This window comes from Marinoscillum luteum, assembly GCF_044005705.1.
GTDB lineage: Bacteria > Bacteroidota > Bacteroidia > Cytophagales > Cyclobacteriaceae > Marinoscillum > Marinoscillum luteum.
Genome location: NZ_JBIPKE010000015.1, coordinates 428,659 through 450,609, shown reverse-complemented (window position 1 = coordinate 450,609; position 21,951 = coordinate 428,659). Strand labels below are relative to the sequence as shown.

18 protein-coding genes are annotated in these 21,951 nt (G+C 45.3%); 6 read left to right on the top strand and 12 right to left on the bottom strand.

All coding sequences use genetic code 11. The annotated features are described in order from the left end of the window. Positions 1 to 46: 46 nt before the first annotated feature. The gene (locus ACHKAR_RS09705) at positions 47 to 1,420 is read left to right on the top strand and encodes a redoxin family protein (RefSeq protein WP_395417253.1); all 1,374 of its coding nucleotides are present in this window, start codon (positions 47 to 49) and stop codon (positions 1,418 to 1,420) included. Between the two features lie 112 nt (positions 1,421 to 1,532). Here the strand turns inward: ACHKAR_RS09705 and ACHKAR_RS09700 are convergent, their stop codons facing one another. From ACHKAR_RS09700 to ACHKAR_RS09690, 3 genes are all read right to left on the bottom strand, one after another. After that, positions 1,533 to 2,006, bottom strand: a complete 474-nt coding sequence (locus ACHKAR_RS09700; protein ID WP_395417252.1) for a hypothetical protein — start codon at positions 2,004 to 2,006, stop codon at positions 1,533 to 1,535. 152 nt (positions 2,007 to 2,158) lie between these two features. Next, a complete protein-coding gene (locus ACHKAR_RS09695; protein ID WP_395417251.1) occupies positions 2,159 to 2,716 on the bottom strand; it encodes an NADPH-dependent FMN reductase in 558 nt (185 codons plus the stop codon). 130 nt (positions 2,717 to 2,846) lie between these two features. Next, positions 2,847 to 3,458, bottom strand: coding sequence for a superoxide dismutase (locus ACHKAR_RS09690; RefSeq protein WP_395417250.1), 612 nt, complete (start codon positions 3,456 to 3,458; stop codon positions 2,847 to 2,849). Between the two features lie 109 nt (positions 3,459 to 3,567). On the opposite strand from ACHKAR_RS09690, the gene ACHKAR_RS09685 reads away from it, so the two are divergent. After that, entirely contained in the window at positions 3,568 to 4,227 is a 660-nt protein-coding gene (locus ACHKAR_RS09685; RefSeq protein WP_395417249.1) for a helix-turn-helix transcriptional regulator, read from the top strand. Between the two features lie 47 nt (positions 4,228 to 4,274). Here ACHKAR_RS09685 and ACHKAR_RS09680 read toward each other — a convergent pair whose 3' ends face one another. Further along, complete coding sequence (locus tag ACHKAR_RS09680) at positions 4,275 to 5,258, bottom strand: aldo/keto reductase (RefSeq protein ID WP_395417248.1); 984 nt, start codon at positions 5,256 to 5,258, stop codon at positions 4,275 to 4,277. A gap of 257 nt (positions 5,259 to 5,515) precedes the next feature. Then, positions 5,516 to 6,181 (bottom strand): RNA polymerase sigma factor, encoded by a 666-nt coding sequence (locus ACHKAR_RS09675; RefSeq protein ID WP_395417247.1) that lies wholly within the window; start codon positions 6,179 to 6,181, stop codon positions 5,516 to 5,518. Positions 6,182 to 6,304: 123 nt separating this feature from the next. On the opposite strand from ACHKAR_RS09675, the gene ACHKAR_RS09670 reads away from it, so the two are divergent. The 3 genes from ACHKAR_RS09670 to ACHKAR_RS09660 all read left to right on the top strand — a co-directional run bounded on the left by ACHKAR_RS09670 (position 6,305) and on the right by ACHKAR_RS09660 (position 10,182). Then, the gene (locus ACHKAR_RS09670) at positions 6,305 to 6,688 is read left to right on the top strand and encodes a hypothetical protein (RefSeq protein ID WP_395417246.1); all 384 of its coding nucleotides are present in this window, start codon (positions 6,305 to 6,307) and stop codon (positions 6,686 to 6,688) included. Positions 6,689 to 6,690: 2 nt separating this feature from the next. Continuing rightward, complete coding sequence (gene folE, locus ACHKAR_RS09665; protein ID WP_395417245.1) at positions 6,691 to 7,353, top strand: GTP cyclohydrolase I FolE; 663 nt, start codon at positions 6,691 to 6,693, stop codon at positions 7,351 to 7,353. A 225-nt stretch (positions 7,354 to 7,578) separates the two neighbouring features. Further along, positions 7,579 to 10,182: a hypothetical protein gene (locus ACHKAR_RS09660; RefSeq protein WP_395417244.1), complete on the top strand. Its 2,604-nt coding sequence runs from the start codon at positions 7,579 to 7,581 to the stop codon at positions 10,180 to 10,182. A 26-nt stretch (positions 10,183 to 10,208) separates the two neighbouring features. Here the strand turns inward: ACHKAR_RS09660 and ACHKAR_RS09655 are convergent, their stop codons facing one another. The 6 genes from ACHKAR_RS09655 to ACHKAR_RS09630 all read right to left on the bottom strand — a co-directional run bounded on the left by ACHKAR_RS09655 (position 10,209) and on the right by ACHKAR_RS09630 (position 19,927). After that, on the bottom strand, positions 10,209 to 10,910 hold the full coding sequence (locus ACHKAR_RS09655) for a thioredoxin domain-containing protein (protein ID WP_395417243.1): 702 nt from the start codon (positions 10,908 to 10,910) through the stop codon (positions 10,209 to 10,211). 83 nt (positions 10,911 to 10,993) lie between these two features. Further along, positions 10,994 to 11,599, bottom strand: coding sequence for a YkgJ family cysteine cluster protein (locus ACHKAR_RS09650; protein WP_395417242.1), 606 nt, complete (start codon positions 11,597 to 11,599; stop codon positions 10,994 to 10,996). 163 nt (positions 11,600 to 11,762) lie between these two features. Next, the gene (locus tag ACHKAR_RS09645; RefSeq protein WP_395417241.1) at positions 11,763 to 17,015 is read right to left on the bottom strand and encodes an AAA family ATPase; all 5,253 of its coding nucleotides are present in this window, start codon (positions 17,013 to 17,015) and stop codon (positions 11,763 to 11,765) included. Positions 17,016 to 17,024: 9 nt separating this feature from the next. Then, positions 17,025 to 17,687 (bottom strand): DUF6989 domain-containing protein, encoded by a 663-nt coding sequence (locus ACHKAR_RS09640; RefSeq protein WP_395417240.1) that lies wholly within the window; start codon positions 17,685 to 17,687, stop codon positions 17,025 to 17,027. Between the two features lie 13 nt (positions 17,688 to 17,700). After that, the gene (locus ACHKAR_RS09635; protein ID WP_395417239.1) at positions 17,701 to 18,909 is read right to left on the bottom strand and encodes an oxygenase MpaB family protein; all 1,209 of its coding nucleotides are present in this window, start codon (positions 18,907 to 18,909) and stop codon (positions 17,701 to 17,703) included. A gap of 133 nt (positions 18,910 to 19,042) precedes the next feature. Next, positions 19,043 to 19,927 (bottom strand): cation diffusion facilitator family transporter, encoded by an 885-nt coding sequence (locus tag ACHKAR_RS09630; protein ID WP_395417238.1) that lies wholly within the window; start codon positions 19,925 to 19,927, stop codon positions 19,043 to 19,045. 164 nt (positions 19,928 to 20,091) lie between these two features. Here ACHKAR_RS09630 and ACHKAR_RS09625 point away from each other — a divergent pair, with 164 nt between their 5' ends. Continuing rightward, positions 20,092 to 20,829, top strand: coding sequence for a DUF4493 domain-containing protein (locus tag ACHKAR_RS09625; protein WP_395417237.1), 738 nt, complete (start codon positions 20,092 to 20,094; stop codon positions 20,827 to 20,829). A gap of 106 nt (positions 20,830 to 20,935) precedes the next feature. On the opposite strand, the gene ACHKAR_RS09620 is transcribed toward ACHKAR_RS09625, so the two are convergent. Next, positions 20,936 to 21,859, bottom strand: a complete 924-nt coding sequence (locus ACHKAR_RS09620) for an acyl-CoA desaturase (RefSeq protein WP_395417236.1) — start codon at positions 21,857 to 21,859, stop codon at positions 20,936 to 20,938. Positions 21,860 to 21,951: the final 92 nt, after the last annotated feature.

The window sequence follows — 21,951 nt, the reverse complement described above, 5'->3', positions numbered from 1 at the left end:
TGCAATGGCGGCGTGTCTTCATTATTTCAAAAACAACTTGCTTGCGATGAGAAAAATCGTCCTGATGATCCTTTGGATTGCTCCATATTTAAGCCAGGGTCAGTCTGCAGAGATCAATTTCAGAATAAAGGATTTCAAAGACTCAATTGCCTACATAGGTTATCACTTTGGTCATCAGAAATACCTGATGGATACACTGCCTGTCAGTGAAGATCGGTTTTCGATGAAGGTAAATCAGCCTAGACAGGGGATATACTTTATATATACTCCCAGCTATTATTTTGAGTTCGTAATGGATGGGAAGTCATTTGGATTGGAAACCAGTGTGTCCGGAGGTTATGATCAACTCAAAGTGAGTGGTTCCAAGGAAAATGAACTTTTTAGGAGTTTTCAGGTGGAGATAGGTGGGTTACAAAAGAAGCAAAGGTCTTTTGTGGAGCGCCTCAAGGAAGCGACTGGTGAAGATTCGGTGCGGATCATGAAGGATATTCGTGAGCTGAATGTACAAATGGAGGATGTGAGGAAAAAGCTCATTTCGGAGAACGACCAGTCATTTGTGGCGGCTTTTTTGCGACTGATGCGAGATCCCGACGTACCATCCCTGGATAGCATTAGCGATGAATCACAGCGGAAAAAGCAGCGTTATACTTTTTATAAGAGTCATTTCTTTGAGGAGGGGCAGCTACAGGATCGTCGCCTGCTGAGAACTCCACTGCTTTACCCTAAGGTGACCAAGTATTTTGATGAGGTGGTGATTCAGCAGCCGGACAGCCTGATCAGAGAGTTGGATTGGTTTTTTGGTCAGATCAAGCATGACGAGGAATCTTTCAGGTATTGGTTGGTGACCCTATTTAAGAAATATGCCGAGTCTAAGGTGATGGGGATGGATGCTGTGATGGTTCACATGATTGAAAACTTCTACCTGACAGGTAGGGCATCGTGGATTTCAGAGGAGTACGAGAAGACCCTCAGAGAGGAAGTAGCCTATGTGAAGCCGAATCTCATTGGCAAACAGGCACCACCGATCAATGCGGTGGATACGCTGATGCAGGCTTTTTCATTTTCAGACATTCAAACCGGGTACACTCTGCTATTTATTTACGACCCTGACTGTGGGCATTGTAAGAAATCAGTGAAAAAACTGGAAGAAGTGGACGGCCGGATGGCTGAGCTGGACATTACAGTGGTAGCCCTTTGTACCACTACTGATGTGAGCCGTTGGAAGAAATTTGTAGCAAGTCACAACCCCATGTGGGTTCACCTGATAGACCCTACAGGCAAGAGTTATTTCAGGGTTTCCTATGATGTGCGGAGCACCCCCAGAATCTACCTGCTGGATGCGGATAAGAGAATTCTGGCTAAGCGATTGGAAATTGATCAGTTCCTGGATGTGGTGGAGCGAATGAAAGAGGGTCTTTGATTGGTTGCTCAGTTTGGGTGGATTCCTTAGACACAGCCAAACAACTTTCTCAGGCATAAAAAAAGCTGTCCGTTATGGACAGCTTTTTATAGTTTGAATTTTCTAAATCTGATTAAGAACCAGCACTAAATACCAGTACGTACTGACCAATGCCACCAACTCTTGCACCTGCTTCTGTCACATTAATGTTGAGAGAAACAGAGGTTCTAGCTGCATTTACCACAAAACTGGTAACTGAAGCAGATAATTCAGCTGATGCTGAATTAACAAGAATATTAGAGATATCACCAGCCTCACTCACAGAAAAAGTTCCGCCAGTAATATAGCTGCTGATGTCGCCACCTAAGGTAAACGCCAGACCATCAGCTGTTTCAGTAAACTTAATTGTGAAGGTCCCAATGTCGAACGTGCCATTGACTCCTGAAACATCAGTTACTGAGGCATCAGCCGTCCATGTAGTGGATACCAGTGCTTCTGTCAATACTTCTTTTTCAGTTTTGTCGCCACCATCATCAGGTCCACAGCTCATAAAAGCAGACATGGACGCAACAGCGATCAATAGCAGGGTTTGTTTTACTTTTTTCATTTCTTTAAAAAGATTAGTTAAAGGATTAAAGTGGCTTGTCGCTATAAAGATACGTGTTGAGACTGATATTTTTTAAAGACTTATGAAAAAACTCCCATTCAACCTCTGAAAATCACTCTATTTGGGTACTGAAATCCTATGCCTGGGTGATGCTAAATGGTGAAATTAATAGGTTGTCGATCACTGAGCAGCGTAGACATTAATTCGATTTTTTCAAGGTAGTCGGGGCTCATTTCCTGATTATCGGCTACAAAAAGATTGCCGCGAACGATGGGAATGCTGTAAGGAAGCACCCATGCCCGCAACGCCTTTGCTACAGCATCCATAGCATTAATGCCCTGCATAGCCTGGGCACCATCGGCCCAACAGACGAGCCCGATGATCTTATTGGTCAGGTAAGGAACTTCTTCACGTGCGCTGATTTCTAACCAATCAAGGCAGTTTTTCATGGCACCAGTCATACTGCCATGATAGAGTGGAGTGAGCCAAATGTGCATATCTGCGGCTCTGAAAGTATTCACCATGTCCACAACTGATGATGGAGTTTCTTCAAAACTAAAATCGAAGAGCGGAATGCCAGCCTCGGATAGGTGAAACGTCGTAACCGTAGCTCCACGCTGCTCCAGATGATCTGTAAAGGCCCGGGCAATGCGGGTAGGTGTGGTGTTGGATTGGCTTTCTAATGAACCATTGAAAATGAGGATGTTCATTCTTTGTGGGTCTTTTGGTCTGCTGGGCAGTTTTGATTTTTTATAAAAACGACAAAGGTACAGAATGGGAGGCGATTTTATCGAGCATACCCATTATGTACCTTTGTGAGAGAGATTTATGGAGTTAGGCTTAGCCTACCACTTTGGCATAATTGGCCTCTACAGCTTTCCAGTCCAATACATTCCAAAAAGCAGTGATGTAATCCGGTCGTTTGTTTTGGTACTTCAGGTAATAGGCATGTTCCCAAACATCCAATCCAAGAATAGGTGTGCCATTCTCAGGATTCACATCCATCAAAGGATTGTCCTGATTGGGCGTGGAGGCAATGGCCACCTCACCATCGGCAGTGACATAGAGCCATGCCCAGCCAGACCCAAAGCGGGTAGCCGCTGCTTGTTCGAATTGCGTTTTGAAATCCTCCAAACTTCCCCATTTTTTATCAATGGCTGCCTTGAGCGCACCTTCAGGGGCTTTGGCAGGGCTGGGCGAAAGAATGGTCCAGAAAAGTGAGTGGTTGTAATGACCTCCGCCATTGTTGCGCACTCCAGCTCCAAATTTGCTGATGTTTTTAATGATTTCTTCCAGGGATTTCCCTTCTGCCTCAGTGCCTTTGATGGCATCATTGAGCTTATTCACATAAGCCTGATGGTGCTTGGTGTGGTGAATCTCCATGGTAGCTGTATCGATATGGGCATCCAGTGCATTGTATGCATAGGGTAATGCAGGTAGTTCGAAAGACATAATTTCAGTGTTTTATGATTTTGAAAGAAAGTTTTGTGACACTTTTTGGCTGATCCCTTGCTGTCACGTGGCAAAAGTATTTTATTTGCATAATAAAACAAGTAAAAACTTGGAAAAATATTCAGCCCTTGGTTTTGTCTCTTTGAATCAAACGCAGAAGCGAATGCTTATGTATTTGAAAATGCATGGCGCACAACCTGCGGCTGTTTTAGCCGGCGAGATGGGACTGACCAATGAGGGTGCCCGACAGCACCTCATGCGGATGATGGAAGAGGGGTGGATTTCCTCCGAAAGTCAGTCGAAGGGGGTGGGTAGGCCGATTATACTGTATCAAATCACAGCAGCTGGTTTTGGGCTTTTTCCTGATGCTCATGCCGAACTGACGCTACAGTTGCTCACTTCCGTTAAGGCGTTGTTTGGACAAGAGGGTTTAGATCGGCTCATCCAGTCGAGAGAGCAGGAAACTTTGAAGCAATACCAGTCAGGTGTGGAGGGAATGGGCCGTCTGGAGGATCGTCTGGACTATCTGGTAAGCATTCGCTCAGCGGAGGGCTATATGGCTGAGTGGTATCAGGACGGAGATCTTTATTTTTTGGTGGAGAACCATTGTCCCATCTGTGCAGCAGCTACCCGTTGCCAGGGCTTTTGCCAAGCCGAACTTCAGAACTTCAGGCAAACCCTTGGTGAAGGAGTGAAGGTGGAGCGGGTGGAGCATATCGTACAAGGGGCCAGACGTTGCGCCTATCAAATCACGACATTAGATAAGTAAAAACCCAAAGGAGCTACCGGTTGGAGGCTCCTTTAGTTTCATTGATTTCAGATTTCGGAAAGTGCTGAATTGATGAAGGTAATCTCCTCCGTGGAAAGGTTCAGGGCCGCTGCGCCTGCATTTTGTACAGACTGAGTGGCATCTCTCGCACCCGCCAGAGCGATGGTGATTCCCGGGCGCTCTATTGTCCACTTGAGCACCAGCTGAGCCAGTGTAGCACCTTTCTCATCTGCCAGGGGTTTGATTTTTTCCAGGAATGCATTGGTTTTCAGAATACTTTCTTCGGTGAAGAATCTATTGGTAGAGCGGTGATCACCCTCCTGAAATTTCTGACCGGGCTTGATTTTCCCTGTGAGTAGTCCTCGCTCGAGAGGACTATAGGCCAGTACAGATTTGTTATTGGCTATGCAGTAGGGTACGGTTTCATCTTCTACTTTTTTGTTGACCATGCTGAAGGGAATCTGATTCGAAACCAGCTTTACGGCTTTTTCGGCCTCTGCCATCTGAGCAGCGGTGTAGTTGCATACTCCCGCATGCCTTACTTTACCCTGCTCTATCAGGCTGGCCACGGCTTCAAAGGTTTCTATGATAGGGGTGGTGGAGTCGTTCCAGTGGATCTGGTATAAGTCAATGTAATCAGTTTTCAAGCGTTTCAGACTGTCTTCACATTCTTTGATTACACTTTCCTTCCCTGCATATTTATAGATATCCATGTCTTTACCACTATTGTCTTTGCTGGCAAAAAAGAAGTCGCCCCTGGAGGTATCCCATCTCATTCCAAATTTGGTCAGGATCTGTACTTGATCCCTGGGAATGTCTTTGATGGCTTCTCCCACAATCTCTTCACTGGTACCTTGTCCGTAGATGGGAGCGGTGTCTATGGAGGTGACTCCCTGATCATATGCGGATCGTATGGCATCCACAGCCTGGCTACGCTCTGTTTTGCCCCACATCCATCCTCCGGCGGCCCAGGCGCCAAAAGTGATTACTGATACGTTGAGGTCACTGTCTCCTAGCTTTCTGTATTGCATTTTTGAAAATATTAGCGTTCGTTAAAACCTGATTTGATGCGGGCTTGTTTCTCAAACAATAGCCCTTACAAAAGGTTTGGATTTTGACCTTAATCAGTACCTAATATTAACACAAGATTCTGACTTGAGCCATTTCTACCCCTCCTTAAAGCTTTTGATGATTTCCAATGCCTAATTTATGTGGGCTTCCAGAATGATTAAGTGAATTCAATAATGCAAATATGTCGGGAGCCAGCAGCATCGTTGACCTGGGTACACTATATGCTGCTCATTACTTTTTCGGTTACCCGGTCACACCTGCTGTATCCAAATTCAAAAACGTCTGTATTGTTGGTGAGCTTCAATAAAGATTCTTTGAGCATTTCTTTGGACCGGTGCAATCTGATTTTCACATTGGCAACGCTGATGTTCAGGGTGGTTGCAATTTCTTTCAGACTGATCTCTTCTACCTCTTTCATCACATAAACGGTTCTGTATTTTATGCTCAATTGGTCAATAGCATTTTCCAGCAGGTATTTGGTTTCGGTTTGCGCCATCTTTTCTTGAGGATTGAGTTGTCTATGGTCTGGGATTTCCAATATGAGGTCATCGTTGATGTCCTTGTTGTTTAAATAAAGTGTTTTTCCTTTCTTTTTCAATTCGGCCAATGATTCATTGATGGCAATGCGAATGAGCCAGGTTGAAAATTGAGAATCTGAGTTGAATTGATACAGTTTGTTATACGCTTTGATATAGCTGTTTTGCATGACATCTTCTATCTCGGTTTCTTCCTTTATATAGCTTCTGATGACACGATACAGTCTTTGATTGTTGCGTCTTACCAAAATCTCATAGAGCTCCTTCTCGCCGCTCAGTATGCGTTTGATGACGTCTGCATCTTTTATTTGATGATCACTGAAGTCGTTGATGTTTATAGCTTCCATTTTGCTGTGGTTTGCCTGTTAGATGCCTAAACCTTTAAAAAAGATACAAAATACTGTATCCTTTTCCGGAGTCTGCTATCCAATGGGTGTAACAGATTAACAACAATCAAAATTTTTAGAATCATGAACACGAACGTACAATTTGTTAAAAATGTATTGAAATACACCTTTGGACTGGTACCCATTGTGGCGGGTCTGGACAAATTTTCTAACCTCTTAACCAATTGGAGTCAGTATATACCGGAGGGATTTGCAGGGATGCTTCCTTTTGATCCTTCCATCTTTATGATGGTGGTGGGCATCATTGAAATTGTTGCTGGGATTTTGGTTTTGACCAAAACAAATATCGGGGCTTACATCGTTTCGGCCTGGTTGGTGGCTATTGCCCTGACATTAATTTTCAGCTGGAGTTATGTAGATGTGGCCGTAAGGGATTTAGTCATGGCCATTGCAGCTTTTTCTTTGGCGAAACTGACAGAAAGTAATCTTGACCCAGCCGGTAACTGACGATGGATAATTTGAATGGAGTGGCAGCCATCGCAAAAGGTAACAATCATCACGCAGTGGTTAAGAACCCTCTGCGTGATGATGCATTTGACCATGACGATCACATCAAAATCGAGCTTATTGCCAAAAAGTTTGCAGAGATCATGGATATTCTGGGATTGGATCTATCCAATGACAGTGTAAGGGAAACCCCGGTCAGAGTAGCCAGAATGTATGTAAATGAAGTTTTTAAAGGGATAAACCCAAAAAATAAGCCTGGGATAACTGTATTTAAAAACGAGTATAATTATCATCACCCGTTGGTTGAATTAAACATTCCGTTTACATCGTTTTGCGAGCACCATTTCCTGCCAATTCAGGGTGTTGCTAATGTGGCTTACCTACCAAAGGAGTATGTTATTGGGTTATCAAAGATTCACAGACTCGTGGATTTTTATGCCCGGAGGCCACAGGTTCAGGAGCGGTTGACTATGCAAATAGCGCAAGAGTTGTTAATCACACTTCAAACGGAAGACGTAGGTGTGGTCCTAAAGGCAACACACGGTTGTATATCGTGTCGCGGTGTTGAGGATTTAGGTAGTTCTACGGTGACCTCCGTTTTTAGAGGCCTTTTTGAAAAGAACCATACGATAACGTCATGGTTGCTCGGACTGAGTGGTGTCTGATATGCCACCTTTCAGCGATGCGGCCAGTAATTTTTTTGGAACAGAAACGCATGCAAAGGTGATAGCCCAGTTTTAGTGCTTATCCCACTTAATGGTTGATTGGGAGCAGAAAAACTTATTTTTATTCAGATCATAAAACGCACAACATCTCACTGAATCCATCGTATATTGAGCCAATTTATCCGGAGGAGACTCTCATAAAAACCGGGTATATTTATAAGTTCAATGAACGATAAGATTCGGGTTTTACTTATGGTTTCGCTGGCATTATTAGCGGAAACAAAAGGTTTAGCCAGTCAACAGGGACCAAATGGCCCCGGTACGTCTACCACCTCAGGTAGTACCTCCTACAATTGGTCCAATCCCTCCAATGCAACTTTTGACAACACGAGTGCCGCTACGGCATCCATCGTTGGAGCCGGGAATATGACCAATACCTTGCGCCTGACCAATTTTGGTTTTAGCATTCCCGTGGGGGCTACCATCAATGGGATTTTGGTAGAGATCCGCATGCAGGGAGCTAACGGAAAAACACAAGACCAGACTATCCAGCTCAGGAAGTCTACAGGCCCCGTCGGGACCAACAAGGCGCGCAAGAATTCGGCATGGCCAAAAAAGAATCCGAGGTATATCCGATTTGGCGGGTCATCCGACCTTTGGGGAACAACCTGGACCTATAGTGAACTCAATAATACGGCTTTCGGAATAGACATAGTGGCAAAATCCCGAAATGGAACGGCCGCTCCCCGGGTGGAATATGTTCGGATTACAGTTACTTATAATCAGATACTTTATTACTCCAAGTCCACGGGTGACCTTCATACGCTGGCCACTTGGGGGACCAACACCAATGGAACAGGGACAGCTCCGTCCAATTTCACTGCAGACGGCCAGGTGTTTAATTTGAGAAACAGGACCACCGCTGCTCTTACAGGCAACCTGACCATAAGCGGAGCTGGCAGCAAGCTGGTGAATGGAGACGGTACGAATGCTATCAATTTCACCATTCCTGCTACGTTTGCTTACTCTGGGATGGTGGACGTGTCCAATAACGCCACGATCACGATTAACCACTTGACGGTACCTACATTTGGGACCATATCCCGTGGTAGCAACGGTGGCGTCTCCACGGTGGTCTTCGGAGCTTCAGGCAATCAGAGTATAGATGGCAGAGCGTTTCATCACCTGACCATATCGGGCTCTGGTACTAAAACGCTGACCGGCACAGCAGGGGCGGAGGGCAAACTGACCATTGGTAGTGGTAGTACTTTTTCAGATGGCGGATACATTTTTACCATCGATGGAAATATTGAGAATTCGGGCATCCACCAGAGCCTGACCGATGGGGTGATCATTATGAACGGCACAGCCAGCCAGACCCTCCTGGGCACAGCGGGAGTCTATGGTCATTTGGAGATCGACAATACGTCCGGAGTGACCCTCACGACGAGCACAACCGTTTCGGGCACCTTATATTTGACCTCCGGAGCACTTTCCATAGGTGCCAATACGCTAAGTCTATCCGGAAATACTCAGGTGACCGGTGGCACTTTGACGGGAGGTGCCAGCTCCGCGTTGAATATTACCGGAACCGGATCATTGGGAACGCTCAGCTTCACTTCCGGAGCTCAGTCTGTTAATCATTTCACTTTAAACCGCACCTCGGGGGATGTAACACTGTCTACTCCACTGACGATCAATACCACACTGACAATGACCTCAGGAAACATCCTCAATGGAGCCAATGCCTTGACACTGGGCACTTCTACTTCTTCCAGAGGGACACTTAACTGGACTTCCGGGATTGTGACCGGTTCTTTTACCAGGTGGTTTACCAATGCCACCAACACCGGTACCACGGGCCTGTTTCCCATCGGCACGTCCACGGATTACCGACCAGCCAGGATCAACTTCACCTCAGCTCCAGGTACCGGAGGCAGGCTGACCGCACAGTTTGTGGAAGGACACCCGGGAAATGCCGGTCTTCCGCTTTCAGAGTCAGGGGGCAATATCGACAGGATAGGGGTGACAGGAGTATGGGGCATATCGGCTAACACCCTGAGTGGCGGACTCTATACGGCTGATTTTACAGCCACCAACTTTGTGGGTGTGGATGATTATACCAAGTTGCACCTGCTTTACCGAACCAATTCCGCTTCGAATTGGGCACTCAATGGCACCCATCAAACCACCACCGGTTCGAATGCTGCGCCCGTTTTACAGCGCACAGGCATGTCGGGATATGGTGAGTATGGTGTGGGGGGTGACCAGACCGATAATAGCCTGCCTGTGGAGTTACTTTATTTTAAAATCCTTCAAAAGGGAAATTCACTGGCGCTGAGTTGGTCTACAGCCTCTGAGCTGGACAATGATTATTTTGAATTGGAGCAAAGCCTGAACGGTAGAGACTGGCTCATACTGGCACAAGTGCCGGGGCATGGCACCTCTGATATACAGCACGATTATATGCTGGAAACAAAAGCTCCCAGTGTAGGGACGTACTATCGTCTGACCCAGTTTGACTTTGACGGGAAAATGGAACGACTTGGCACATTGTACTACACCAGGGATGAGCGGAATTCCTCGAATCCTTTGAACTTATATCCCAATCCGGCAAGAGCAGGTGGCGAAGTGTGTTTTATTGACCATCAAGGCGGAGAAATCCCGGGTACCGTTATGCTTCGAAGTATCCGTGGGGGCATTATTCGCGTGATTGATCATAACAAGGAAGGATACTTTATCCTTCCTGATGCACTCCCTTCAGGGGTTTATTTACTCTCGTGGACTGTTGGAGGAAAAGTGTATAGTTCTAAGTTGGTAGTGCGATAATTCCTTTTGGGGAGGGGCGGAAGAACTTAATTTTTGCTTAAATCTGATTTTAACTTTTCCCATTCATCCTGTTTATAATAACCGATCAGCCGCCCCTGCTGATCAATGAGCATAAAAGATGGATAATCAATGATCTGATACCTCATGGAAAACCCCCTGCCATCAGGGACTATTTGGGTTTGGTATTGACTTGGCTCCAGAATAGATTCTATTTCCCTTTGACCACCCTGAAAAATAGTGATTGTCTCCAGAGGGATGTTCTTTTTAAGAACTCCGACCTCAGAATCAAATGAATCAAATCTTGAGAGATTGAAGATTGGGGGCTTGACGGTGAGTTGAAAGTGGAGTAGAACGAAATAACCGCTTAGCTTTTCTAAGTTGAGCAGGTCCCCATTTAATGACTTCATGATAAATGTAGGTACAATTTCTCCAACCTGAGGGCGCCGAGAAATATCCCTCATATTTATTGGGGCATATGGATTGGAGGTGTCTATTAAAAATGTGGATGCTTGCCCATATTGATCCATTTGAGGCTCAAAAGCAGGATTTCCATTGGTTATCAACTGTGTCAATTCCTCTTCACTCAAGAGCCTTCCGCTTTCACTGTCGTACACCGTACCTACACTTATTTTGACGGAGGAAGACGAGCTGTATTGGGCAACAGAGTGGGTGTGAGCTAGCACCAGGGTGAGGACGGTCAGGAAAAAAGAGGGTATAAAGTGTTTCACACGAGTAGTTTTTAGCGTGAAACTACCCCATGGACAGAGTTATTGCAAACGATATGAGAATATTTCCGCTGTACGTGGAGTTTTTAAGCCGCTCCCTTGATCCTTGGGAATGGTCTGTAGGCGTAGTGGTGGAGCACCGTTTCTATGGCCACTTTGATTGCCTCGTTGATCGGTAGGATTTGATTGCCAAGCTGAAAGTCAATTTGCATGAGTTTTTTGTAGTAATCAGAAAATACGGGCACATATTCGTGCCTTGTGAGCATGGCTACGGCTTTTTCATAGCTTTCCACCTGCTGCTCCTTAATGAGCTTGCAGGTGACCATTTTGAGTTCTCCAAACTTATCCCTGGAGGAGCCATAGCTAAAGAGTCTACAGATCAGTCCACGATAGGCGTAATTTCCACAACTGCCTTTGGTATTATCAATGAGTGATAAAGGCGAGTAGATCAAACAAATGGAAGATTGTTCATGTGCAATTTGCTCCAGTGTGGCTTCTGCCTTTCCGGTAAGGAATAGATGGAAGGCCAATGGCAAAAATTCAAGCGGACTGGCTTCAATGTCAGGTTTGGTACAGCATTTCCCACAGCCTGAGATACAATGCACCCCGGTAACACCACGAAACTGGCTAATCTCCTCATCGAGGCGCCCGAACAACCGTTCGACCGCTCTCACCTTGCGTACAATAGACATAGAACGAGGCGCAAATATACGCTTGCCACATTGATTTGTGTGAGTTATTTTTCAGGCTGCCAGGAGTCAGCAGACCGAAGTGATAGTAAGGAGAAGCATCCTATGGAGACACCATAAAATAGGGGGCTTTAAGAAACAGAGAATCGAATGGGTTTGCCGAAATTTAATTTCGATCTATGGGAAACTCCACAAAGAACTGTGATCCTTCCTCGTATTCACTTTTGCACCAGATGCGCCCGTCCATGGCTTCCACATACTTTTTCACAATGGCCAACCCAAGGCCTGTTGATTCTTCGCCACCTGTGGGTTTGGCGCTCAGGGTTTGAAACTTACTAAAAAGCAACTTTTGGTCACGGGTGCTGATCCCCTGTCCGTTGTCTTCTACGGAAATGCGATAATAGTCACCCCCGGCGATGAGTTCGAGCCGAACCTGTATTTGACCCCCGGGTTGGGTGTATTTGATGGCGTTGGTTATGAGGTTACTGATGATCTGATTAAAATATCCCGGATCAATGGCTGTGGGCAGTTGTGCTTCATCGCTTTGGAAGGAGTAGTTAATGTCCTTTTCTTTGGCCATAGCCTCAAAGGCTTTTACCTCTTCATTCAGCAAGTTTACCATCTCCACTTCACTGTAGTTGAGGTTGATTTCCCTTGAATTGATGGCACTTACATTGAGGATGCGACTGATAAACCCTTCCATGCGATTGCTGGATTCGATGACATAGCCCAGAAACTCCTCTGCTTCCTTAGGATCTTTATTCTTTAAAGCCAGATTGGTATATCCTTTAATGAGGTGCAAAGGATTTCGGAGGTCATGAGAGACCACACTGATCAGAAAGTCCTTTTCTTCATTCAACTCTGTAAGCTGTAGGTTTTGGTGGTTCAGTTTATTTTTTTGCTTTTCGATTTCACGGGTACGTTCTTCCACTCGCTGTTCCAACTGGTCATAGAGCAGTGCATTGTGCAGGGTAATGGCTATTTGACCAGAAAGTAAAGAAAGGAGGTCGGTTCGCTCCGCGGTAAAACTCCCTTTGGTCAACCGATTTTCCAGGTAAATGATCCCCAATAAGGCTTGTTGATGGATGACGGGCATGCACAAAATGCTCGCTATCGAATGGGTCTGAAGGTACTGATCCTGATGAAAGCGCTCATCTTTTTCGGCATGGTCGAGGAGTACAGTATCCTGGGTTCTCCGAACATATTGTATGACCGAAACGGGTAAATCAGAAACTTCCGATATTTCCCTGGCGGGCACCATTTTAGCCTCTTCGTTCACAGAACTTCTGGCATAGAGCTCCAATACATCGTTGTTCAAAAAAACGAAGGCACCAGACTGTGCACCAGCATTTTCGGTGAGTATATCCAGAAGAGTAGGGATGGCCCTACTGAGTTTAATTTCGCTGGAAATGGTGGTGGCCGCTTTCAATACTGAAGCCAGATCCAGCAGATTATTTCCACTAAGAGAGCCATATGAAAAGGAACCTCCACTGAAGGAGGTGTGGATGGACCGGTCTTTTCGTTCTTCCAAATAGGGAAACTCATCCTTCAGTTGGTTGGCTTTTGCCCTGGCGCCCCATTTCCGATAGGTCTTCAATGCTTTACCCATATAGTAGCTTTGAAGTTCTTCGTTACCGCTCTGTCCATGGTGTCTTCCTGCCAGCTCATAGCAGAGGGCCAGCTCATTCAGGTATTCATTGGTTTCTGCAGCTTTGATACATTGATCATAAGCTCCTTTGACGGATTGGTCAGCACGTATGACGGACAAAGTCTCTGCTTCCACCAATAGATATTTGTGGAGGTAGTTGGTAGGGGAATGCTCCGACCAACGCTTCATTTTTTTCTGGTTGGCTTTCACTTGCCTCAGGTGCTTTTTTCGCTGGGAAGATGAGGCGGTTGCGTAAAGTTTGAGCCTTACCAGCGAGTCATAAAAATTAACTAGCGGAATGTATGCCGTGCTCAAGACTACCTCGAGATACTTTTTCGTGGAAATCATCCCCTGAAAGGCTTCCTCATATCTCCCGAATAGGAAATTGAGATAAAGCTGATAGAAAGAAATATGGAAGAGTGCTGTGTCGTCCTCTCGGAGTTCTTTTTTATAATCATCAGATTCAAATGCCCTCTGACTAAAAACACTGCCTTCCAGCTCCCAGGGAAGTTCTGATCCAGAAGATAGATTGTGAATTCCTTGATAGACGATCTTCATATACTGATGATAGCTCTCCTGTTTAAGGGAGGGCATACGCTCCAGCGAATGTTCTATTTCCGGGACAAGTTCGTCTAGTCTGAGTCCTGAGAGAAAGCCGGTACACGCCTTGAGAAATGCTGCACTGGCAGCATACTGATTGTCCCCAATTTCCATGGCGGCCAGATAGGCCTCTTCGTATGGGTCCAAAGATGCTCTCAAAGCATCTTTCCAGTGATTGATAAAGCCATAAAAGATTACCAAAGTTTTGGGCACGACAGCCTTGTACCGTGATGATTTTTGCAGAAGCCTCAGTGATAATTGACCAAACTCATAGCCCGTGGAGTAGTCTCCCAGTACTCCACATAAAATAGTACCATAGCCACCATAAAAGGGAATGGAGTCAATGGAGTGGCCATATCGGATAGACAAACGGATGGATTTTAAAATAACAATGGGGAAGAGTTTGGGAAAGTTGTGGTATGATGCCGTACTGATGCTTGTCATCATGTTGATGGCTAAAGCCATGTGCTCATCCTCCATATCAGGTAGCGCCTCAAAATACCCGGTCTTTTTTCCAATTAGTTTGAGTTTGGTTTGAACCAGACTTACCAGTATATCGGTATCACTCGGACGGGAGGGGAGTTTGATGCCAACTTCTTTAAGAATTGAGAGCCCATAGGTGATTAAGTCCAGGTGTTGACTCCTGGCAATGCAGGATTGAATGAATACGTTATGGGTCTGGAGATATTCCATTTTGGAAGTAGCTTTCCTGAGAAGCAAGTCTCCGATACTTTTCATTTGATCATATTTCCCCAGGATATAGTAAGTCTCCATAGTAGTCAGATGGAGTGCCTGGAGAAGCGAATGATTCGTCATCCAATCTGAGTTTTCCAGCGTGCGGAGGGCAGCTTCGAAATAGTCGATGGCTGACTCATAGGCAGATGAAGCTTTAGCTTTGCTGCCAGCCATATAATTCAGTTCACACAGCCGTATTCTATAGCCATCATCGGCTTTGCCAATTCCTCTATTGAGTTGATTGACTACCTCAAACACCTGGTCATTGTGTTTTTCCAGGTCAATATTGTGAAGAAGCAGCTCGCCGATGCGCTGATGTACCTTTGCTTTCTCCTTGTCTGGTATCAGCTCATACGCTGCCTGTCTGATTCTGTCATGAGCAAAACGATAAGTCAGCATGGTGTCAGCCTCAGGATTTTTGAGTTGAGCGATGTGTGCTACATCTCCGTGGCTTTCTTCTACAAAAAGCAACTGTTCTATTACAGCCAGCCACAGGTCACTCATGAGGTCTCTGGTTCCGGGTTCCTGTATGTAGCTGAGTGTTTTCAGATGAAACCGATCTCCGATACAAGCCCCCAGGGTGAGTTGTTGCTGAGTTCCCGGGTTCATTTTGCGGAGCTTATCCACCATAAAGTCCACCACATTTTCAGTGTAATTGGTGCTTTCCAATTGCTCAATGTCCCATTCCCAGCTCCCCGTTCCGGCTGTTGTGCCGTGCTGATATGTGATCAATCCTTTCTCGTAGATTGATTTTAAAAATTGATTCACGAAAAACGGGTTCCCGGCGGTCTTGGTCTGTACGATATGGGTGAGTTCTCTGGCCTTTCGCTCATTACAAGAAAAAGTATCCATGATCATGGACTGAGTATCGGTAAAAGGCAGGTCTTCCAGATGGATTTGCTGGATGGTTACTCCCTGCTTGGGCAGTTCACTGAAGACCACATTGAAGGGATGTTTTGAATCGATCTCGTTGTCCCGGTACGCCCCGATAAAATAGAAGTGAGTCAGTTCATTATCAATGATCAGGTTTCGGATCAGTTTCAGGGAAGCATTATCTGCCCATTGTAAATCATCTATAAAGAGTACCAGTGGGTGTTCCTTTGTGGCCAGTACTTTGATAAACTGTGTGAAAACATAATTGAAGCGATTTTGAGCTTCATTGATACCAAGTATGGGAAGGTTATCCTGCTTTCCTACAATCAATTCCAGGTTCGGAATGAAATCGGTAATTAGTTTTCCCTGGTCTTTAAGCGCCTCCTGCAGGCGCCCCCTCCAATTGGCCAGGCGTTGCTCATTTTCGGACAATATGAGTGAAATAAATGAGCTGATGGCCTGACTGATGGCCTGATAGGGTCTGTCTTTTTGAAATTGCTGGTGTTTTCCTTTGATGAAATATCCCTTCTTGCCAGTGATGGGTTTGTGAATTTCATAGAGCAAAGAGGTCTTCCCGGTACCGGATTTACCAGAGACCAGAGTAACTTCCTTCTGCACAGAGCCTATGTTTTCAACAGCACTGAGTAGCTGTCTGATTTGCTCCTCTCGTCCATATATTTTGGAGGGGATGAGGAACCTCCCAGACTCATCATTTTGTGCCAGTTCAAAATGTTGTATTTCCACTTTGAGTGCGGCCTGGTTCATGCATTTTTTCAGATCCTCCAACAAGCCTCTGGCCGACTGATATCGTTTTTCCACATCTTTTGAAAGTAGCTTGAGAATGATGTCCGAAAAGACAGTGGGAATCTCATGATTGATACTTGAAAGCGGCTGAGGAGCTATGGCAAGATGAGCATGAATGAGTTCCAGAGGATCAGCCGCATTGAATGGGAGCTGACCGGTGAAAAGCTCATAGAGAACCACACCCAGTGAATACAAGTCTGAGCGGTAATCAACAGCATGATTGACCCGACCTGTCTGCTCAGGCGAGATGTAAGGGAGGGTGCCGAGCAGCTGATCACTCATTCCCTTGATATTCAACTTAGTGTCCACATTGATCGCCAATCCAAAATCGATGATGTTGGTCATCATCTGATCGTTGATCAATATATTATGGGCACTAATGTCTCTGTGAATAAGGTTATACTGACTATGCACTTCATGCAGTGCCTCACAGATTTGAATGGCCACCTTCAGACAATCGATAAATGTGCGTGGCTTTTCATTTACCCAGCTTTTCAATGAAATTCCTTCAAAGTACTCGAGCACCAAAATGGGAGACTGGCTATCTTCTATCAGGTCAATGGAGCCTCTTACACCCCTGGTACTAACACCCCGAAGGTACTTGTCTTCATTGTAGAGCTGTGACGAATGCGGATGGTAATTAAAGTCCTCCTTCATTACTTTTAGAATGACCTCCCGACCATAGGTATCATCACTCAATTGGTAAATTGAGGAGTTAAATCCTTCGGCTATTTTGGATGCTCTTTCTAAAATCTTCATGATGGGGCTTTATCCTCCTATCCAGTAAGCAATGAGGGCACTCAAATATATCCACAGCCCGCAAATGATCCCTAGAACCGTAGCGGAGATTGCTCCTTTATTCGATGAACGGGTCAATAGGAGAGGTAAGGAAAGGGAGATCAGCCCTTCGCAGATGATCACGTAAACCGGAGCATTGAAAATCATCGGGGCATTTGGATGATACCACCACCATCCGGCATCTTTTGCCAGGTGCTCATAGAGGGGGATGTACATGGCCCCCGCAAGCCCTAGAATGATGGCTGCCATTGGCCATCCCTTCCATTTTGAAAGGAGCAACCCGTAATAACCCAGCTGGATGAGTACATTGGCCCATGCGAAAGGCATGTAAGCAGGGGAGCTCCAGATCATGGCTTCTTTACCCGGATACACCAGACTGTTGATGGTGTCTACCAGATAGTGATCCGCAAACAATTCCATCATTCCGGCAGCCAACCCGAAGAGGATGAGCCGACTCAATGTGCTGTCTCTGGTAATGAACGCATATAGGATGTATACCCCAAAAAGACCATATGAGATGATAGCCGCCGACAATGGCCCGGATTCGAGTATCGAGCTGCCTATGGACCAGGTCATCAAAACGGCCTGAGTGATTACGATGAACCAGGTAAGTTTTTTATTAGTGGTGATCATTTTGTGTTGTTTTTTATAGTTCGTTCACTCCCCAGTTTTCCTGGAGTGAGGGTGGGATGAAAAATCGGACATTCTTACCTTCATTGTAATGCTTCAGGTAGCCCTGTAGCAGGAGTTTGTTAAAGGACTCTGTCAGTTTGCTTATGATGGGTGAATGTTCGGCTTTGCTGATTCCACCAGTGATGATTTGAGAAATTCTCATGACCAGATGGTCTTTCAAGTCAGCGTGATCGGGTATGCCAATCATGCTTGAAAGTGGCTTACCTACCGCCTTTTCCACATCCTGAAAAAAGTACCAAATCATGTAGGCTGGTACATCATCAAATAAGGTGCCCGGGATCATGTGTTGGATGAATGCCATGCAGGAGTCGGCCAGTGCTTTTCCCTGTGGGGAAGCTTCCGACTGATGACTGAGTATTTTACAGGCCAGGATCCAGTTGTCTTCGAAAGTATCAGCCAGCAGATCATCGTTCAGGCCCATCATGTGGCCTACGACCTTCCAGCAGTGGGTATAGCCGGCAATCTGCTCATCGGTCAGGTTGATGTTGAGTGATTTCAGCCCACTCAATATAATTGGCGAAAAGGACATCAGAGTTCCCGCCAGGTCTTCCTGATTGATGGGTTCACCAAGACGTGAGGTGTCCCATCCTTTTGGATTGTACTTTTCTGACTTTATAAAGTGTCGGATGGAGGCATGAATCAGCCGTACTTTCTGCACGGTTACGATACCTTTCCCCCCAGGGGCCAGGCCTCCGGGTTGCAGCACATTGACCACCATCTGGGCAGTCTCCATCAGGCGTCTTACCAGCGGATCGATATTTCCTTTTTTCTCTACCAGTCTGCCGGTATCAAACAGTACCTGGGCACCGTTGGCGCAGGTGTAACACATGGGCAGAGACTTCACATTCAAAAGCATGAAAACCTCTGGTCCGTATATCCCAAAGACGTCCTGTCCTTTGCTGATGAGTTGATCATTGGCCCAGAAAGGGAGTATGGCAGATTGAGTGAAGTAATCTCCAACCACCTTCTGAATGTTTGCGGGGAAGTGACTTAGTAACTCAGGTGTATAACTGTCATTTCTGGCCAGCGTATAGAAAATTTCATTGATTCTTTCTTCGAACCCTTCGTCTATAATGGTGGCGACTACCTGGTCTGCGAGTGGGTCTGTTTCATGTCTTTTGGTGGTCAGAAAAGATTCAGTTAGGGCATGGGTTGAAAACATAAGATTCTGAAGTCGAAAGTTTAAGGTTGACCGCCTAAAATAGTGCGAAATGAGTGGGAATCCGAAACCTTAGAACCAATTACTTTGAGAGATAGTATTTATCAAAGAACTGTTTGTGTTGCAGTAAGGAAAGCTAACAAGGGTCACATTTTTCATCCTCCGTTTCAAACTCGATCGTTGCGTGATCGATGTGTTCATTTTTGAGGAGATCCTTGGCTTTTTGTTTAATCTCAGAGAGCTCTTGAAGCTCATTGTATTTTTCTATCACCAAATGAATGGATAAGATGTGATATTGACCATCCATAGACCAGATGTGACAGTCATGGGTACTTATTACCTTGGGTATTGCCCTGAGTAGTTCATCGATGCGCTTGGGGTTAATCTCCTCAGGAGTTCCCTGAAGGATGATTTTAAGGGCCTTTTTGAGGTTTTTGTATACATTGAAAAGAATGAACAGCGAGATGAAAATGGCCAGGAGTGAATCCACAATCGGCCAGTCTTGATAGAGCATGATGAGTGCCGCAATCAGCGTAGCTACCCAGCCCAGCACATCTTCCAGGAGGTGCAGGTACACTGCTCGTTCGTTCAGAGAATGTCCTCCGTGGAGTTTATAGGCAGCTAACCCATTGGCCAGGATCCCGCCGATGGCCAAATAGATCATACCCTGAGCATCGGGTGTAGTAGGGTCGAAGAGTCTGGGGATAGCTTCTGTGAGGATAAGAATGGAGCCTACTACAAGCACCAGTGAGTTGATTACCGCTCCAAGTACTGAAAAGCGCCGATAGCCGTAACTAAATTCTTTATCCCGCCCTTTTCTGGCCACTTTCTGAAAGTACCAGGACACTCCGAGACTCATACTATCTCCTAAATCATGCAGTGCATCTGAGAGAATGGCCACGCTGTTGGTATAGAGCCCACCAATGAGTTCAATCACGGAGAACCCTAAATTGATGAAGAAGGCAATTCGGATTTTGCTGGTAGAGTGGTCGCCGTGAGCGTGGTGATGATCGTGTGCCATACTTCTTTTAATGCATAGGAAGGGATAAAGTTATGAAAAGGCCCGATGTTTTTAGTTATGAATTCCAGAGAGGTATTAACTCGAGAGGTCATTCCAAACTGAGCGTTTTTTTTGTAACGGTTAAGCCCTATCTTTAACTATTCAAACGCCTAATTTTTAAACTAATGAAAAAATACACATTCTTTTTGGTGGTGTGTGGGTTGCTGTGGCAATCTTGCGCCAAATCTGACAGGGTTGAGCCTGTTATTCAGGAAGCTAATCATGGATTATTAGCTATCACGATTGGGGAACCAGACATTGATGTATCCCATGGTCGACAAACAGAGGACTACACTGATGCCCATGTTTCTATTATTTCTCTCAGTGGTGGGGAGAATGTTGAATATGCGAGTATTGGCGATGTACCGGATAGCGTTGAGCTCGAAGTAGGAAATTATTACGTTCATGCCCATACTGATAGCATTCCATTACCGGCATTTGATGCTGCATCTTATGTGGGTAATTCTGAATGGTTTCCAATCGGAGATGATTCTTTGACTCATGTCGAGGTTGACCTGGGACTTAATTCTGTTAAAGTAGAAGTGAACTATTCTGAAAACGTGCAGACTCTCTTCTATGATTATCATGTGGAAGTTTTTGATGAACATTCCGGCTCATTGTATTTTGGAAAAAATGAGACAAGAAAGGGATACTTCATACCATGTGAGCTGACCATTCATGCCGTTCTGCATTACGTTAATAGCAGTAGTGATAGCACTTCTATAGAGAAAATGGTCAGTGTAGATGGGGTTAAAAATGACTTCCTCATTATTACTGTGGATGGAGATCTCGAATTTGGTGAGGCTATTTTCGATTTTAATCTTGACTCCCTAAATGTCAGAGAAATAGATATCGTTTTTTAAAGCGGATTGAATATAGGTAATATTGATCGTTGTAATTCTTAACCAAATAAAAAAGGGTGGCTTAAATGGCCACCCTTTTTTATTCAAATCTGTTTCCTGATTATCATCAGGCTGCCTTTGCCTTCTTAGCCAGTTCTTTAGCTTCTTCCTTGTCTTTGGAGTATTTGATGTGATCAGGCACCTCTCTGATGTCCCAAATCAATCCCAGAAAACCGAAAATCCGCAAGATATAGTAGGTGATATCGATTTCCCACCAGAAAAAGCCCTGACGGGCTGCTGTTTCATAGTAGTGATGGTTGTTGTGCCAGCCTTCGCCCATGGTCAGGAGGGCCAGCCACAAGCTGTTCTTAGACTCGTCATTGGACTTGTATCGCTGCTTGCCAAACTTGTGCATGATGGAGTTGATGCTGAATGTGCCGTGATAAAGAACCACAGTACTTAGAAAAAATCCGATAAACAAGGTAGAAAATCCTGCAGAGGTAAACATCATCTCAATGCCGCCGCCATTCACTATCCCACCAAGGGCCATCACTGTCAATGCAAGCACCACTGGAGGCACCAGATAGTACTTGTTGAGCCACACCAGTTCAGGGTATTTGGCATAGTCACCTATGATTTTGTAATCCGTTTCCTTGTAATCTGGTCCGATGATCCAACCTACATGCGAGTACCAGAAACCATAGTGCTTCATGGAATGAGGATCGTCGTAGGTGTCGCTGGTTCGGTGGTGTACCCGATGATGCCCGGCCCACCAAAGAGCGCCCTTCTGAGCGGAGGTCTGCGCCATAAAGGCGATTACAAACTGAAACCAACGCGATGTTTTATAAGATCTGTGGGCGAAATACCGATGGTAACCACCTGTAATCCAGAACATTCTGAAGAAATACAAGAAGATGCAAATCATCCAGTCAAAAAGCGTGGCACCAGTAAGGAGTGCTGCAAACGGAATAAAATGCATAAGCGTAAAGCTGATCTCCTTTTTGATCTTTGGCTTATTTAAAACTCTTGGTTCGCTTGATGCTGTTGACATTTTCTTTTCCTTTCAATTATAATTCAATAAAAACACAGAAGGTTCATTTTGAGTCCGTCGCCACCAGGGAGATGAACAATGAAAATTCCAGG

Coding starts and splice junctions, on each gene's coding strand:
- ACHKAR_RS09705 (WP_395417253.1), top strand. CDS start 47: ATGAGAAAAATCGTCCTGATGATCCTTTGGATTGCTCCATATTTAAGC.
- ACHKAR_RS09700 (WP_395417252.1), bottom strand. CDS start 2,006: ATGAAAAAAGTAAAACAAACCCTGCTATTGATCGCTGTTGCGTCCATG.
- ACHKAR_RS09695 (WP_395417251.1), bottom strand. CDS start 2,716: ATGAACATCCTCATTTTCAATGGTTCATTAGAAAGCCAATCCAACACC.
- ACHKAR_RS09690 (WP_395417250.1), bottom strand. CDS start 3,458: ATGTCTTTCGAACTACCTGCATTACCCTATGCATACAATGCACTGGAT.
- ACHKAR_RS09680 (WP_395417248.1), bottom strand. CDS start 5,258: ATGCAATACAGAAAGCTAGGAGACAGTGACCTCAACGTATCAGTAATC.
- ACHKAR_RS09675 (WP_395417247.1), bottom strand. CDS start 6,181: ATGGAAGCTATAAACATCAACGACTTCAGTGATCATCAAATAAAAGAT.
- ACHKAR_RS09670 (WP_395417246.1), top strand. CDS start 6,305: ATGAACACGAACGTACAATTTGTTAAAAATGTATTGAAATACACCTTT.
- folE (WP_395417245.1), top strand. CDS start 6,691: ATGGATAATTTGAATGGAGTGGCAGCCATCGCAAAAGGTAACAATCAT.
- ACHKAR_RS09660 (WP_395417244.1), top strand. CDS start 7,579: ATGAACGATAAGATTCGGGTTTTACTTATGGTTTCGCTGGCATTATTA.
- ACHKAR_RS09650 (WP_395417242.1), bottom strand. CDS start 11,599: ATGTCTATTGTACGCAAGGTGAGAGCGGTCGAACGGTTGTTCGGGCGC.
- ACHKAR_RS09645 (WP_395417241.1), bottom strand. CDS start 17,015: ATGAAGATTTTAGAAAGAGCATCCAAAATAGCCGAAGGATTTAACTCC.
- ACHKAR_RS09640 (WP_395417240.1), bottom strand. CDS start 17,687: ATGATCACCACTAATAAAAAACTTACCTGGTTCATCGTAATCACTCAG.
- ACHKAR_RS09635 (WP_395417239.1), bottom strand. CDS start 18,909: ATGTTTTCAACCCATGCCCTAACTGAATCTTTTCTGACCACCAAAAGA.
- ACHKAR_RS09630 (WP_395417238.1), bottom strand. CDS start 19,927: ATGGCACACGATCATCACCACGCTCACGGCGACCACTCTACCAGCAAA.
- ACHKAR_RS09625 (WP_395417237.1), top strand. CDS start 20,092: ATGAAAAAATACACATTCTTTTTGGTGGTGTGTGGGTTGCTGTGGCAA.
- ACHKAR_RS09620 (WP_395417236.1), bottom strand. CDS start 21,859: ATGTCAACAGCATCAAGCGAACCAAGAGTTTTAAATAAGCCAAAGATC.